Source organism: Sutcliffiella sp. NC1 (assembly GCF_027594365.1).
Taxonomy (GTDB): Bacteria; Bacillota; Bacilli; order Bacillales; family Bacillaceae_I; genus Sutcliffiella; species Sutcliffiella cohnii.
The window spans coordinates 434,751-449,146 of record NZ_CP115153.1 but is presented as its reverse complement, the minus strand read 5'-3'; the positions used below and the strand labels follow the sequence as shown (position 1 = coordinate 449,146).

Genomic DNA, 14,396 nt, shown 5'->3' with positions numbered 1-14,396 from the left:
GATGATGGACAATAATAGTATACATATTAGTATTGATTCTAGTCAGGAGCTAGATAGTGAATGGGTAACGTTAATATTAGAAGCGAGAGCTTTAGGCTTAACGATTGAAGAAATATATAATTTTTTAAAATGGCACGGTTACTCTTTATGACTAATGAATTTATAGCCCATTCCTCTAACTGTTACAATGTACATAGGTTTATCTGATACTGGTTCAATCTTCTTACGTAAATTACTAATATGCACCATAACTGTTCGATTATCACCGAGGCTTTCTTCACCCCAAATGAGTTCAAAAAGATCATCTACACTGTACACACGATTTGGATGTTCCGCTAATAAACATAGGAGCTGATATTCTTTTGCTGATAAAAGGACGGGTGATCCATTTGCCTTTACAACACAACTTCCTTTATCTATGTGTAGACCTGGGTATTCAATCACTTCGCTTGCCTTTTCCTCTTTTGAGCTAGTATGTCCAGCGATATGGCGATTACGGCGAAGATGACCTTGAACTTTCGCTATTACGAGAGCCGGACTAAATGGTTTTGTTACATAGTCATCGCCACCAATTTTATGTCCTAGTATTTTATCAATCTCATCTTCCTTCGAGCTTAAAAATAGGATTGGGATATTTGTCTTTTGACGTAATAAGCGGCACACTTCAAATCCATCCATTCCTGGCAGGACGACATCTAAAATAATAACGTCAGGCTTTTTCTCATCTAACAGCCGTAACGCTGTCGTACCATCTTCCGCATGAATGATATGGTAGCCTTCCTTTTGTAGATACATTTGTAAAATCTCTCTAATATCACTGTCATCCTCTACCAACATTACTTTTTCACCAGACATCTATTTCACCTCTTTTCCGATAGCTCTACAACACTACTACTCTATAAATTATACCATTATTAACCATTACTGGATAGAGGGTTTGACAGTGGTTCCTTGTTCACACATTTTTAGGAAAACAATGTATAGGATGGGCTAGTATCAATAATGGAGTTGATAAAAAAGACGAGAAGAAAGTACTCGTCTTTTTTCAAAAATAATCTTCATACCTTTTTTTACGGCGGCAGCTTTTACATCTTTTCGGGTGAACAAATCCTTTTTGTCTATATAACTTTTGCTCTTCTACCGTAAAGGTAAATCGATCACCGCACTCCCAACATTTCAATAGGAAATCTTGAGGAGCTAATCCCTCGAGGGCTTTATTAATAGATTCCACCCTTGTATTCATTGATTGTTGCTCTATTATTTCGTCTGATTCTAAAATTTTGATGGTTGACCGAATTTCTGCCCTAACTTTCTTATAATCAATCTTTTCCCACAATTCTAAGTAAGGAATGAACTGTTTATTCCCTGATTCTTTTATTTTATCAAGAAATAACAAGATCATTTCTCTGTTGCGGTCTTTTAAATAGCTCATTTCTGGGTCTATCTTTCCTTCATCCAACCACTGTTCCCATTCTATTAAAAATTCATCCGCTCGTTGGTCCGCTTCAATTTGCCATCCTCGATCGGTAAATACAATCATCGGTAATTTTCCACTATATTCAATAGCTAAGAAATCATAATCTATCATCCAATCGATTTTCTTCGTGATCTCTTCTAATGTTTCTGATCGAAATGCACCGTAGACCGGACACTTATCCAACTCTAACTCTAGTACCTTTTTTTCTCGTGACCCTTTTAAAATTTTGGCAAGGAGAGTCCTACCACCCCGTGCAATAATTTCATCTGCTGCCCTTAAGACTACTTTAATCTCCTCACTAGATAAGTGATTAATAGTTGCATTGTTCATAAGAATACTCCTTTCAGTATGGAATGGACCCTTCTACAACACATTCTTTCCTCTAGTAAGCTACAAAAATTGTATAAACTATTCGTATGGGATGAGGGACAGTTCCTATATAATAAGTGTCTGTGAATAACCTAATTTTTGAGTCTATGTTCTTCCCACCGTTTAAAGTTTTGAAAGTAAGTGTTACCACAATTTAACAAAACGGGGCAAGGGACCTCCATCCACGGTACCTGTCCCTCTTCCCTTTATTTTTTTAAGTTGCCGTTTATGAAGTTTTGGATGAATTCTATTTGGTCTTCGGTTGGGTTTATTTTTCGTACGTCTGTAAATTTTGCGACCGCTTTTTCCAGTGATGTTTCTTGGCCGACGATTTCACCGATGCTTGTTAGGTCCTCAAAAAAATTCCACATTTCTGCATGAGTTTTCGGATCTTGGTGACCAAGCACATACCAGTTCGTGTCGTATTTCTTTATTTTCTCTAAAAGCGTGTGAAGCTCATCCAAATTATAGCTCCATTCACCACTATAAAAATCTTGATAAACGCAATCTGCGAGAAACATTATTTTTTCATCAGGAATGTATATAATTGAAGAATCATGTGCGTGAACCCCTCCAACATGCTCTACTACACAAGTCACACCACCTAAATCCATTTCCACCTTATGATCAAATGTGATGTTGGGAGCCTGTAACTCTAAATGTTCCCTCGTTGGCATTTCGCGTTTAATCATATCGCTACAAAACTCAATTTCTTCACCTGTCTCCACCCGTGCATCTAGTGAAGCATCGTCCCAATCTAACGTTTTTAAATAATCTATTTTCTTTTTCGTTTCTTCATGACTAATCGTTAATAAGTCCATCGTTTTAATACCGAAAATATGGTCCCAATGCCAGTGCGTGATGACGACAAACTTAACTGGTGCTATATCCATTTTTTCTACTAAATTTAAAAAATCCCTTGCATGGGCAGGTGAATTTCCAGCATCAACAATAACGCTAAAATTATCTCCACAAACTAACCCTAGTGCTGGACGATCTGTTTCGGAATAATGCGGCATATAATAAACTCTATTGGATAGTTTTTTTAACATATAATTGACCTCATCTTCTATTACGTAATAAATTTCTAAGCTGTTGTTAATTGGCACATTCTATTTTTCAGCCTACTACCCTACTAAGAAAGTGTTCTAAAAATCGTGCCGCATCGACTTTCGTACAAACACGAATTTTCGGCTCATCTTCAGGATAACCGACTGTTCTTCCTACTTCTTCACCTTCTAATGTAACTTTAACGTTCATCGATTCCGCTGACACTAAACTTGCATCAATGGCTACTCCTACTGCGAGTGGGTCATGAAGGGCACAACCGCCAATTCCAGGATAATAGGATTCATAGTAATTTATGTAGAAATCCGTAATATCTGCAAAAAATTGAGCCGTTTCTTTTCCAGTAGCACGCCATTCAGCAAGCTTGGATTTTGGCAATAACGTCTGCAACGTTATATCTAGTCCTACTAGGGTGATGTTTAATCCGGAAGAGAATACATAGTCGGCTGCTTCTGGGTCAGCGATCATATTTGCCTCTGCAAAAGCATTTACATTTCCGGGTACTGTTACTGCTCCACCCATTATTATTACTTCTTTTATGAGGGGAATAATTTCTGGCGCTTTCTGTATAGCAAGTGCAACGTTCGTAAGCGGGCCAACAGCAATGATAGTTATTTCTTGCGGACGCTTTTTCACCTGTTCAATCATAAAATCAGGGGCAGATTGGCTTTCTGCTTTAGTAGTTGGGTGGTGTTGCAAGGAGTTGCCTAAGCCGTCCTCTCCATGAACATGTTTTGCCCATACCTTCTTCTCCCCACGAATGAACATTTGAGCAGCACCTTCGTAAACAGGAACGTGTTTCCCGACTTTTTCTAAAACAGCAAGTGTATTACGGGTCGCTTCATCTACTGGTACGTTTCCAAAACAGGTTGTAAAACCGAGCAGCTCCAATTCAGGGGAATGCAGTGCGTAGGACATTGCTAAAGCATCATCAATTCCAGTATCAACATCAAAAATAATTGGTTTCATATAGAGTCACTCCATTATTCTTCTCTCATTTTCGGACAGGAGCCCGAATCTATTTTTTCGTTTGTAATCTACTCAAAACTTGCTCCAATGAAGGCATACCAGTTTGAGCACCTTTTTTCTCAACAGCTAAAGAAGCACTTGCATTAGCGAATTTTACAGCTTCTTCAAGATTTTTTCCCTCTGTTAAGGAATAAGCTAAGCTCCCATTAAACGTATCACCTGCACCTGTTGTATCAACAGCTTTCGTTTTAAAGCCATTTATAAACACATGCTCTTCCCCATTATAAAAACGGGCACCTTTTTCACCTAACGTTACAATTAATTTGTTCGGATAACGTTCTAACGACTTTTCGATATCTTCGCCAAAAATGCTTTTACATTCGGATTCATTTGGTGTTAAATAGGTCGCTATATCGATAAACTTCTGCTTAAAATGATTCACTGGCGCTGGGTTTAAAACGACAGGGATGTGGTGTTCGTTGCATAGTTTCAATATCGAATGAACAGTTTCCGACGGTATTTCCAACTGTAGGACGACCATTTTGCTTTTAATAATTTCGTCTTTCATTTCGTCTATTTCTTTAGGAGTTAATCGATTATTGGCCCCGGGAACAACAATAATCCGATTATCTGCATCCGATACAATAATAGACGCAATGCCCGTTGTTTCATCAGGAAATAAAAATAAATGATCAGTTTTTATGTTTTCTTGTTTTAATGTAGCAAGCGCTATTTTGCCATACTCATCCGTACCACAAGCACCAATCATTTGTACTTCTCCTCCCAATCTTGCAGCCGCTACTGCTTGATTGGCCCCTTTTCCACCAGTAAATGTAGAAAAAGAAGTTCCTAACGTCGTTTCCCCTTTATCAGGAACGTGGTTCGTACCAACAACTAAATCCATATTAATACTACCAATAACGGTAATCACACTCTCACCTCATTTGGGACATAGGTGGGACATGGGGACAGGTCCCTCGTCCACACATTTTTTGGAAATTCCATTGGTTGTAGCTATTTTTTATAGAATTGACTACACTCTGTAGGCACTCTTATTTTGCAGTAGGTATTATTATTAGATACTAAGTCGTTTATTAGTATACCAAAAAATAAAGAGATTAGTTCTTCAATAGGTTTTCCAAAGTCATCTTACACTCTATATACCAAACTAAAAAAGGGACAAAACTCTGTCCCTTTCACGTTTGACGAGCGATGTTATCATTTGCTGCAAATAGTAGTGCAAAATAGCATAAAACTCTACATGATAATTTAATGGTTGGGTTCATTTATGGAGAAGTGAGCTCACTATCTCCAGCTTCCATTTTCCAGTTTCTGTGTGGACGAGGGACCTGTCCCTCCGTCCACGGTGTCTGTCCCTCTGTCCACATCTTTGTCTTCGCGGAGTGCTCTTCTGAGGATTTTTCCGCTGATTTGGGTTTTTGGTAGTTCTCTTAAGATTTCGATTTCACGTGGCATTGCGTGGGCAGATAGTTTATTTCGGACAAAGGTCTGTATTTCCTTTTTCAATTCCTCGGTTTCTTCATACCCCTCTGCCAATACAATGAATGCTTTCACAATTTCTCCTCGAACTCGGTCAGGCTTTCCGATTACCGCTGCTTCCAAAACAGCCTGATGTTCTATTAGTTTGCTCTCCACTTCGAACGGCCCAATTCTTTCTCCTGAAGAATTAATCATGTCATCGTTTCTACCTTGAAAAAATATATATCCTTCCTCATCCATATAAGCTAAATCACCGGATATGTACCAATCGCCGACAAAGTAGGAATGATATTTCTCCTCGTTTTTCCAAATCTCCTTCATCATCGATGGCCAGCCCTTTTTGATCGCTAAAAGTCCTAGTTCATAGGGGTGCACAGTATTTCCTTCTTCATCAATTATCGCTGCTTTAATTCCAGGTATAGGCCTACCCATTGAACCTGGTTTGATTTTTGCAGATGGTAAATTGACAATTAACTGCGCTCCAGTTTCGGTCATCCACCACGTATCATGTATCTGCAAATTCAATTTTTCGACTCCCCACGTAATGACTTCAGGATTTAACGGTTCTCCAACACTTAAAATGTGGCGTAGTGAAAAAGAATAGTCAGGAATAAGGTCGGATTTATCCATAAGTAGACGGAAGGCAGTTGGAGCACTATACCACACCGTTACCCCTGTTCGTTCAAGTACTTCAAACCATTCTTTCGCATCGAACCTACCACCATGTACGACAATAGTTGCCCTATTTAACCATGGGGCAAAGATCCCATACGAACTACCCGTTATCCAACCTGGATGGGCCGTACACCAATATACATCATCCTCTTTTAAATCCAAAACCCATTGTCCTGTTTGATATTGTTGAATCATCACTCGATGTGCGTGTAAAACTCCTTTCGGCTTTCCTGTAGACCCAGACGTATAGTGAATGATCATGCCATCATTTAAATCTACCCATTCAACGATTTCGCCATTAACACTTACCTCTTCCACCAATTTTGGAATCGATTTCGCAATTGGATGCTCTATATTGTCTGTAATGTAAATAGATTGAAGATGTGGTAGTTTGCTAACTGGCACTCTTTGTAACAATTCCTCGTTCGTAATCAAAACGGATGCTTCACAGTCGTACATACGATCAAAAATTGCTTCCTCCATAAAGGCTTCAAATAACGGACCGACAATCGCACCAATTTTAATTGCAGCTAACACCGCAATATAACAGTCTGGATGCTTTGGTAAAAATACAAAAACACGGTCCCCTTTTTTCACACCTTGTGATTTTAATAGATAACCCCACTCATCCGTTTTCTTCTTCAAATTAGAAAAGGTATGCGTTTCTTTAAAGTGACCATTCATATAAATTAATGCAATCTTCTCCCCATATCCATCTTCCACATGGCGATCTATACATTCATAAGCCATATTCACCTTATTCGTACGATGCCAGCTAAATTGAGGATGAATCGTATCCCACGAAAATTGCTTAGAAACTTCCTCATAGTTTGAAAGATTAAAAGCCCCTTCTCCTTGTTTAAGCGCAGATGCTTCTCGCAGTTTCATACATACTCCCTTCCTCTCCTAATTCGAATTTTCTACATTTAAGAGCGATAAAATGACTTCCTTCTGTTTAGCTAACTGTTCATCTCCTCTAGAACGAGGCCTTTCTTTTGAAACGTTGATTTCTTCACATAACTCACCTGGCTGCCCTCTAAAAACTAACAGTCGATCACAAAGATAGAGTGCTTCGTCAATATCATGGGTTACTAATAACATCGTTGCTTTCTTTCTACCCCATATTGTTAACAATAGGTCTTGGAGCTGCATTTTTGTAAAAGCATCTAACGCACTGAACGGTTCGTCTAACAACAGTATTTCCGGTGAGGTGATGAGGGCTCTTGCGATGGCAACCCGTTGAGCCATGCCTCCAGATAATTCCTTCGGGTAGTGATGCTCAAACCCTTTTAAACCGACTTGCGCTAGTAGATTCATCGCCTCGTTTGTTTTACAATTCTTTTTCCCTTTCATACCAAAGACTACGTTCTCTAATACAGTTAACCATGGCATTAGTCTCGGTTCTTGAAACATAAACCCGATATTTTCATTGTTATCTCTCGCTTCTTTTTCATGAATAGAAATATTGCCTGTATACCCTTTATCAAGGCCAGATATCGTACGAAGAAGAGTACTTTTTCCACATCCGCTCGTTCCGAGTAAGCCGACAATTTCTCCACTATTAGCCGTAAAACTTACATCCGTAAAAGCAACATTTCCATTATCAAATTTTCTACTACTATTTTTGACTGATAAAAGCACGCCTTCACCCCCTATTGGTTCGTTAAACTATCTTGCCAATGTAACGCTTTCTTTTCCACGCCCTTTAACAATGCGTCCGATATTTTCCCAATTAAAGCAAATAAGATAATACTTGCAATGATAAGATCGGGAGAACTCATATTTTGACCAAATACTAATAAGTAGCCAAGACCACTACTTGCACCCATTAACTCGGCCGCAACGACAAACATCCAACCTAGACCTAATCCGCTTCTTAAACCAACTAAAAATGAAGGAAGTGATGCAGGCAAAATTATATTTTTAATTAATTGGTAAGTAGTAAATCCATATATTTTCCCCACTTCAATTAACTTACGATCTACCCCTTTAATCCCACTAACAATATTTAAATACACCGGAAAAAACACTCCAACGGCTATTAATGTAATTTTGGAAGTCTCTCCTATGCTCAACCATAAAATAAATAGTGGAACCCAGGCTAATGATGGGATGGAGCGAAATGCTTGAAGGATTGGGTCGAGCAATTGCTCCGCTAGTTTATAAAAGCCGACTATCGCTCCAAGCAAAATTGCAAATACCGCTCCAAGCAAAAAGCCCGCAAAAACTCTTGTTAACGTAATGCCAATATGTCCCCATAAACTCCCATCCTGAATCATTGACACTATCTTTTGAATAATTAAGGAAGGAGCTGGAAGTAAATGAGGAGGAAAAACTCCTACTCTACTCAATACCTCCCAAGCGATTACTAGTGAAATAGGAAGAACGCTACCAATAAAAACAGACTTAGAAGCTTGAAGAATTCGTTGAATAGGAAACCGTACTCTAAAAGTCGAACGAAGTGGCTTTACATAATTACTTCCTGATTGTTGTGCCATTATTCATCCTCCAATTTAATGACATTTGTAGCAAATGTGGATTGAATGAGTTCGGTCGCCAATTTTTCAACGTTAACGTTCGAGTCAATAATTCCACTAGTCTGTAAAACTTTTCCCGCTTCAATAAGAGCCTTCACTTGAACCTCACTAGGAATTGGATTAGAAAAATCATTTCTTGATAGTTGTAGTTTGGCAACCGCAGCGTCTAACTGGGCTTGCTCTGCTAGAATCTTAGCCGCTTCTTCTGGATTTTCGATTGTCCAAGCTCTCGCCTGTTCGTAAAGCTCAATTACTTTTTCCACATGTTCTGGATAGTTTTTGGCAAAATCCGTACGTACGTTTAGCGTTCCATACGTATTAAATTCTGTATTCCGATATATATAACTTGTTCCATTCTTCACTTCAAGTACTGCCATATGTGGATCTAACCCTGCCCAAGCACTTACTTGACCAGATACTAACGCAGACGCCCCGTCTCCATGCTGCAAATTGACGATCTCAACGTCTGTCGGCTTTAATCCAGCGTCAGCTAGTGAACGAAGTAAGAAAATATGTGGATCTGTTCCTAACGTTGCAGCAACCTTTTTCCCTTTTAAGTCAGAGACTGATGTTAGCTCGGTCTCACCTTGTGTAACGAGCGCCGTCCATTCTGGTTTCGAATAAATATAAACGGACTCAATCGGAGCATTGTTTGCTTTTGCAATAAGTGCAGCTGCACCCGCCGTTGAACCAAAATCAATACTATTACTATTTAAAAATTCTAGCGCTTTATTGCTACCAAGACTTTGAACCCACTCCACTTCAATGCCTTCATCTTTTAGGTCCTCTTCTAACCATCCAAATTCTTTTAAAACTAAACTCGTTGGTGAATAAAAAGCATAATCAAGCCTAATTTTCTCTAACTTCTTCTCTCCAGTTGCCGTTTGACCACAAGCGCTAAGTAAACCGATGGAAATACTCAGTATTATAGCTAGAAATATCCCATTCTTTCTTGTTTTCATTATTTAATCCCTCTTTCCTTATTTTTTTGGTCGGATGAAGAACTTGACTTTCCTTTTGTCACCTGGCTAACTAGTGTCAGTTTCTTTTCTTCCTATAACTTTCACCACCTTCTTTACTAACCTGCCTTACATAGCGACTTATTTAAACAATAAAAAACCCACTTCATAAGAAGAGGGTTTTAAATATCATCCATCTCTTCTTATCTGCCAGAGTAAATACTCTGCAGGAATTGGCACCGTGTTTTCTCTAAAAAAGAAAATCGGTTGCCGGGTTTCATAGGGCCAGTCCCTCCACCACTCTTGATAAGAAATACTTTATTCAATTAACGCATTGTCGCTATGTTTAATTAAGTTAATACGAATATAACACAGCCAAATTTACCCTGTCAAACAATTAATAAAATATTTCAAATTTTCAAAGTTATGGACATAGGGACAGGTCCCTTGTCCACACATATATTGGAAATTTATTATTCTAGCATGATAAAAACACTTATGCTAGAGCCAATCTTAATCCTCTGATTTCCCTATGAGAGCACCAATCTGACATTAATCGTCAGAAGTAGTTAGACCTATATGGTTCTTACTATATGTCATCTTAGAGAAAAAAATGCTATTTCACTATTTTTTGTAGGCAAAAAAACTCCTTCTCCTTTATAGGAAAAAGAGCTTCGCGACATGGTGGACGTGGGATAATTGTAGGCATTTACGAAAGTCGTCTCCAACCTATTCCCCCGCCCATATTTTCCATTTTCTGTGTGGACGTGGGACCTGTCCCTCCGTCCACGGTGTCTGTCCCGTTGTCCACACATTATTTTTTACCTTTTTTTATTTATATATAATTCTCCTAATTGGTAAATGTACTTTCTCATCTCTTGGTAGTCTGTAGATTGTCTCCATTCGCTTAAGCTTTTCTCGTCGTTTTCTAGTACAAATTGGATGACCTCTTGTAGAGTTTGAACGTATTGTTCCTTCCCTTTGCTTTCTTGCTGCATATCTTTTAAGAGTGATTCCCAGTCTGTGCTCGTTTCGTAAATATTTTCTTCTGGATAGTTTTTAGCTACTTCTAATGCTTTTGCAAACTGGTTATTGTCTAGTAGTTCTAGTGCAATCCAGTTACCTACGTACATATTGTAGTTATCCTTGTTCATTGCTTCCTGAAACACGCTTCTAGCTTCTTCATACTTTCCAAGTGTCATTAAAACCGTTCCGTGAATGGAAAGTTCAAAAGCATCTTCTCCGCCATTTGAAACAGCCTCGTACTTTTCGTACCATTTCATATATTCGCCCCAATTACCAACGCGATAATATTGGCGAACTACTTCAAAAATAATATGTGGATCTTTTGTTTTTTCCGCTAGTTCGATTAAATATTTACCTTCCTTTTTCACTTCCGCTAACCTATACAACATCCGTAAACTATGAAGGTCATCTGGGTTGCTCGCATAGCTTTTTTCATACGTTTCATATGCTTCTTCCCACTTCGAATCTAACAATTGCTCATCTGCTTCTGTTAGCTCTCGGTCCTGCAAGTAAAAGAACGGTAAGTTTCCGATCCTTTCTTCATCTAATCTGTAGCCGCTACTTCTAGTAATAAATTCCCCATCTTCTCTAAAGGCATCTACTGACCAGAGAATACGAATATTTGGATTCGATAAGGCAAGGATTGAACGCGGATCTGTTGGATGATCTGGATCTTCGTAATATGTTCCAATTGTTCGATTGTATAATTCTTCTGTTGAAATCGTAATCGTTTCCCCTTGAATATCCCCCTTTAACGAGCCGCTCATTATACTACCTTCGTCAAAGGAATATCCGATATTTAATTGGTAATAGTCAGCTCCCTCCACTCTATCCCAACGAAAAGTTATCTCGTCTGTTGTAATTTTCTCGTCGTTTATAGGTGACTGGACTTCAATTAACGGATTCAAGGTCATATCATAACTCGTATGCTCGCCGTTTTTTACGTGCACCCACGTTTCTTTCCGATTTCCGACTGCCCATCCATCAACTTGTTCTAGTTGTAACCCTAAAAACAGTTGATAGCGCCCTGGCATAACTTGTGGAAATTGATAGTTTCCATCACTATCTGTATATACTTGATAAAGTTCATCTTTGAACCGCATTCCGTACCCTGCATTATGTTCCGTTCTTAATATAACGACGGCACCCGCAACAGGGCTACCATCAGAGCGCGCTATTTTACCCGCAATAGAGCCAACAACGAGCTCTCCATTATCAAAACTTTTTTTAAGGGAAGCCTCTAATGTACGAAGCTCATCCCCAGGATTATATGCTTCAAAACCATCCTCTATATCTTCTTCTAGTCCTGCTACCATTTCATCGGACTGACGAATTCGATCTGAAAGTTTCGATAATGCCACTTCATACTTTCCTTCGGCTATATATGCCTTCGCCTCTAATTTCGCTAGCTCTCCTAACATATAATTGTTAGTTTCTATTTTACCTTCTAACAACTTGATGAATTGCTCCACTTCATCAAGCGGGCGAAACGTCACATACCATTTAAGCTGCTCCAAATACACTTCATCGAGGTAATAGCTTTCACTCACTTTGTTTAGCGTATCATTTATTAGTTGCTCTGACTTCTCTTCATTTCCGACTCTAATATAGTATTCAATAACTAGTTTCGCAGCTTCCGTATAGTATCCATCAATCGGGGCTTCCTCTAAATAAAATTGTAAATAATGCATTCTTTCTTCCTCAGACAGCTTTTCGCCTTCGTAACCGTAGTTAACTTGGTACATATGTGGACCAACGAGCACATCATATCCTGTGTTAGAATATTCCATCACATAGTTTCGGATAAGCGCTAGTTTTGACCCTTTAAAAATTTCCGCTTCGTCCAGTAAATAAACGACCTGACTTTTCTCTACTGGTTTTCCGTTTCTAATTTTATAATCAGTAATTACGTATTCTATTTGAGGCTTAATGAAAATAAACAACAACGGCGTCACTGTCAAGAATACTACTATTGTTATTAACAGATGCTTTACCTTCAATTTAATCTTCATCGATTTTCAGCCTCCCTTCTAACTCGTCTTCCCAGTAATAGCTTCCAGCAATTTCAATCATTTTTCTCTCTGACACGTTACTATTTTTAACGATTCCGTAGCTCAGTGGAAGGGCGATTAGCATGATAGCAAGAGATACAGGAATGATGTTTATTTCTATATCTTTATTTAATAATAGGTCCATCTTCTCTCGAAAACTTTTTTTCTCTATTTTTAAAAGAACTTGATTTTGTCTAGTAAATGTCACATCGTTTAGCTCTTCATCAAGTTTCTTTTTCATCAACACTTTCTCTCTACCCATGTTCATAGCCTCCTTTTAATAAGTTTTCCTTTAATAGAACACGGCCTCTTTTCAACCTAGACTTCACCGTGTTTTCTTTCATTTTCAGCAACTCGGCAATTTCGTTCGTTTTCAATTCGTTATAATAAAATAGGACGATTATTTCTTTATACTTGTAGGATAAGTTTTGAATTTCTTTGTAAATCAGCTTGTTATCCATTACATTTAGTAGCTTTTGTTCCAGTTCGTCTGTTGGCGAACCTTTACTCATTAGTGGGGTAGAATCAAAAGTTAATAATACATTTTTAAAGCTCCATTTTCTCATATGTGACCTGGCCAGGTTCATAATAATGGAAGTGAGCCAGCTCTTTATTTTGTCATTATCATGCAGCTGATCGATTCTTTTATATGCTAGAACGTATGTATCTTGAACAAGTTCCTCCGATAATTGGCGGTCTTTAACTAACAAGTACGCGGTTCGTGTTAAATAATCTCCATACAATTGCATTAACTCCACTAATGCTGATTCCTCACCAGCTCGTAACCGATCCACAACATTCAACACGGCTCACCTCCTCTTTCTTTTTGATTCTACTATGTAGATGACGGCTAAAGGGGAAAAGTTGCATTTTTTTTTACATATTTTTATTACTCCGAAAATGTTAGTTTAGGTCCTTTAATAAGGGATAGTTAAAATAATGTGAGAAGTTCCGTCTCCATAACAAACAAAAAAGCATGAAAACGTTTAGTTCTCATGCCTTAAGCATTCTAGTTATATACCATACGTATTCCCACCATTGACCGTAATGGTTTGACCTGTTATAAACTTTGATTGATTGGATGCTAAAAACAATACGGTTGAAGCAATGTCACTAGGCAGTCCCACTCTTCTTAATGGAACATTTTTAGCATATCCACTTGCATCTATTCCCTCATGCCGCTCGACTGGCACAAATCCTGGATTTAACATGTTAACAGTAATTCCAAACGGGCCTAACTCACTTGCCCATGAGCGAGTCATCCCAAGTTGAGCAGATTTTGCAGTAACATAAGATGAAAAATTAGGATTGCCTAACGTTATTACTTCACTACCTATATTAATAATACGCCCTTCTCCTTTTTCCTTCATTCCAGGTAATACTGCTTTAAGTAGAAACAAAGGTGCTTTGACAAAAAAGTTTAATTGGTCCAAATAATCTTCCCACGTGATTTCCTCTAATGATAACTCCGGTTGTGGTCCTGTAGCATTATTGACAAGGATGTCTATCGTTCCCCCAAGTTTTTCTTTCACCTCTACCACCAGTTGTTTCACAGCTTCTTCATTTGTTATGTCACTTTGAATAGCAATCGCCTTTCCACCTGCATCCATAATAATTTGAACAGTTTCTTCCGCTGCCGTAGTATTATGTGCATAGTTAACAATAACTGTTGCTCCTGCTTCTGCTAGTATAGTTGAAATACCTTTTCCTAAACCTCTTGAACCACCAGTAACTAAAGCAATCTTCCCCTGTAAAATCGTCATAT

General features: G+C 38.4%; 14 protein-coding genes and 1 riboswitch. Of the genes, 1 reads left to right on the top strand and 13 read right to left on the bottom strand.

From position 1 onward, the window contains the following. Position 1: 1 nt before the first annotated feature. The gene (locus tag O1A01_RS02270; RefSeq protein WP_084380427.1) at positions 2 to 151 is read left to right on the top strand and encodes an anti-repressor SinI family protein; all 150 of its coding nucleotides are present in this window, start codon (positions 2 to 4) and stop codon (positions 149 to 151) included. Here O1A01_RS02270 and O1A01_RS02265 read toward each other — a convergent pair. The 13 genes from O1A01_RS02265 to O1A01_RS02205 form a co-directional block, all read right to left on the bottom strand. Continuing rightward, complete coding sequence (locus O1A01_RS02265; RefSeq protein WP_066416211.1) at positions 139 to 855, bottom strand: response regulator transcription factor; 717 nt, start codon at positions 853 to 855, stop codon at positions 139 to 141. The genes O1A01_RS02270 and O1A01_RS02265 overlap by 13 nt on opposite strands. A 190-nt stretch (positions 856 to 1,045) precedes the next feature. Further along, the gene (locus O1A01_RS02260; RefSeq protein WP_066416208.1) at positions 1,046 to 1,807 is read right to left on the bottom strand and encodes an RQC-minor-1 family DNA-binding protein; all 762 of its coding nucleotides are present in this window, start codon (positions 1,805 to 1,807) and stop codon (positions 1,046 to 1,048) included. 245 nt (positions 1,808 to 2,052) lie between these two features. Beyond that, positions 2,053 to 2,898 (bottom strand): MBL fold metallo-hydrolase, encoded by an 846-nt coding sequence (locus tag O1A01_RS02255; protein ID WP_084380425.1) that lies wholly within the window; start codon positions 2,896 to 2,898, stop codon positions 2,053 to 2,055. A gap of 67 nt (positions 2,899 to 2,965) precedes the next feature. Next, entirely contained in the window at positions 2,966 to 3,883 is a 918-nt protein-coding gene (locus tag O1A01_RS02250) for a nucleoside hydrolase (RefSeq protein WP_066416203.1), read from the bottom strand. Positions 3,884 to 3,932: 49 nt separating this feature from the next. After that, the gene (gene rbsK, locus O1A01_RS02245) at positions 3,933 to 4,814 is read right to left on the bottom strand and encodes a ribokinase (RefSeq protein WP_270065458.1); all 882 of its coding nucleotides are present in this window, start codon (positions 4,812 to 4,814) and stop codon (positions 3,933 to 3,935) included. Positions 4,815 to 5,188: 374 nt separating this feature from the next. Continuing rightward, positions 5,189 to 6,946 carry an acetate--CoA ligase gene (gene acsA / locus O1A01_RS02240; RefSeq protein WP_270065457.1) on the bottom strand — a complete coding sequence of 586 codons (1,758 nt, stop codon included), beginning with the start codon at positions 6,944 to 6,946 and terminating at the stop codon, positions 5,189 to 5,191. Between the two features lie 18 nt (positions 6,947 to 6,964). Next, positions 6,965 to 7,699: an ABC transporter ATP-binding protein gene (locus tag O1A01_RS02235; RefSeq protein ID WP_066420720.1), complete on the bottom strand. Its 735-nt coding sequence runs from the start codon at positions 7,697 to 7,699 to the stop codon at positions 6,965 to 6,967. A gap of 11 nt (positions 7,700 to 7,710) precedes the next feature. Next, positions 7,711 to 8,556 (bottom strand): ABC transporter permease, encoded by an 846-nt coding sequence (locus tag O1A01_RS02230; protein WP_066420719.1) that lies wholly within the window; start codon positions 8,554 to 8,556, stop codon positions 7,711 to 7,713. Continuing rightward, a complete protein-coding gene (locus O1A01_RS02225) occupies positions 8,556 to 9,557 on the bottom strand; it encodes an aliphatic sulfonate ABC transporter substrate-binding protein (protein WP_270065456.1) in 1,002 nt (333 codons plus the stop codon). The genes O1A01_RS02230 and O1A01_RS02225 overlap by 1 nt, the downstream gene beginning before the upstream one ends. A 197-nt stretch (positions 9,558 to 9,754) precedes the next feature. Continuing rightward, positions 9,755 to 9,867, bottom strand: a riboswitch (SAM riboswitch). Between the two features lie 508 nt (positions 9,868 to 10,375). Then, the gene (locus O1A01_RS02220; protein WP_270065455.1) at positions 10,376 to 12,592 is read right to left on the bottom strand and encodes a carboxypeptidase regulatory-like domain-containing protein; all 2,217 of its coding nucleotides are present in this window, start codon (positions 12,590 to 12,592) and stop codon (positions 10,376 to 10,378) included. Beyond that, a complete protein-coding gene (locus O1A01_RS02215) occupies positions 12,582 to 12,893 on the bottom strand; it encodes a hypothetical protein (protein WP_270065454.1) in 312 nt (103 codons plus the stop codon). The genes O1A01_RS02220 and O1A01_RS02215 overlap by 11 nt, the downstream gene beginning before the upstream one ends. After that, positions 12,886 to 13,437: an RNA polymerase sigma factor gene (locus tag O1A01_RS02210; protein WP_333482922.1), complete on the bottom strand. Its 552-nt coding sequence runs from the start codon at positions 13,435 to 13,437 to the stop codon at positions 12,886 to 12,888. The genes O1A01_RS02215 and O1A01_RS02210 overlap by 8 nt, the downstream gene beginning before the upstream one ends. A 207-nt stretch (positions 13,438 to 13,644) precedes the next feature. Next, entirely contained in the window at positions 13,645 to 14,394 is a 750-nt protein-coding gene (locus O1A01_RS02205) for an SDR family NAD(P)-dependent oxidoreductase (protein ID WP_066420709.1), read from the bottom strand. Between the last annotated feature and the right edge of the window lie 2 nt (positions 14,395 to 14,396).

Excerpts from the sequence above, each read along its gene's own strand:
- O1A01_RS02270 (WP_084380427.1), top strand. The coding sequence starts at position 2 with ATGATGGACAATAATAGTATACATATTAGTATTGATTCTAGTCAGGAG.
- O1A01_RS02265 (WP_066416211.1), bottom strand. The coding sequence starts at position 855 with ATGTCTGGTGAAAAAGTAATGTTGGTAGAGGATGACAGTGATATTAGA.
- O1A01_RS02260 (WP_066416208.1), bottom strand. The coding sequence starts at position 1,807 with ATGAACAATGCAACTATTAATCACTTATCTAGTGAGGAGATTAAAGTA.
- O1A01_RS02255 (WP_084380425.1), bottom strand. The coding sequence starts at position 2,898 with ATGTTAAAAAAACTATCCAATAGAGTTTATTATATGCCGCATTATTCC.
- O1A01_RS02250 (WP_066416203.1), bottom strand. The coding sequence starts at position 3,883 with ATGAAACCAATTATTTTTGATGTTGATACTGGAATTGATGATGCTTTA.
- acsA (WP_270065457.1), bottom strand. The coding sequence starts at position 6,946 with ATGAAACTGCGAGAAGCATCTGCGCTTAAACAAGGAGAAGGGGCTTTT.
- O1A01_RS02230 (WP_066420719.1), bottom strand. The coding sequence starts at position 8,556 with ATGGCACAACAATCAGGAAGTAATTATGTAAAGCCACTTCGTTCGACT.
- O1A01_RS02225 (WP_270065456.1), bottom strand. The coding sequence starts at position 9,557 with ATGAAAACAAGAAAGAATGGGATATTTCTAGCTATAATACTGAGTATT.
- O1A01_RS02220 (WP_270065455.1), bottom strand. The coding sequence starts at position 12,592 with ATGAAGATTAAATTGAAGGTAAAGCATCTGTTAATAACAATAGTAGTA.
- O1A01_RS02215 (WP_270065454.1), bottom strand. The coding sequence starts at position 12,893 with ATGGGTAGAGAGAAAGTGTTGATGAAAAAGAAACTTGATGAAGAGCTA.
- O1A01_RS02205 (WP_066420709.1), bottom strand. The coding sequence starts at position 14,394 with ATGACGATTTTACAGGGGAAGATTGCTTTAGTTACTGGTGGTTCAAGA.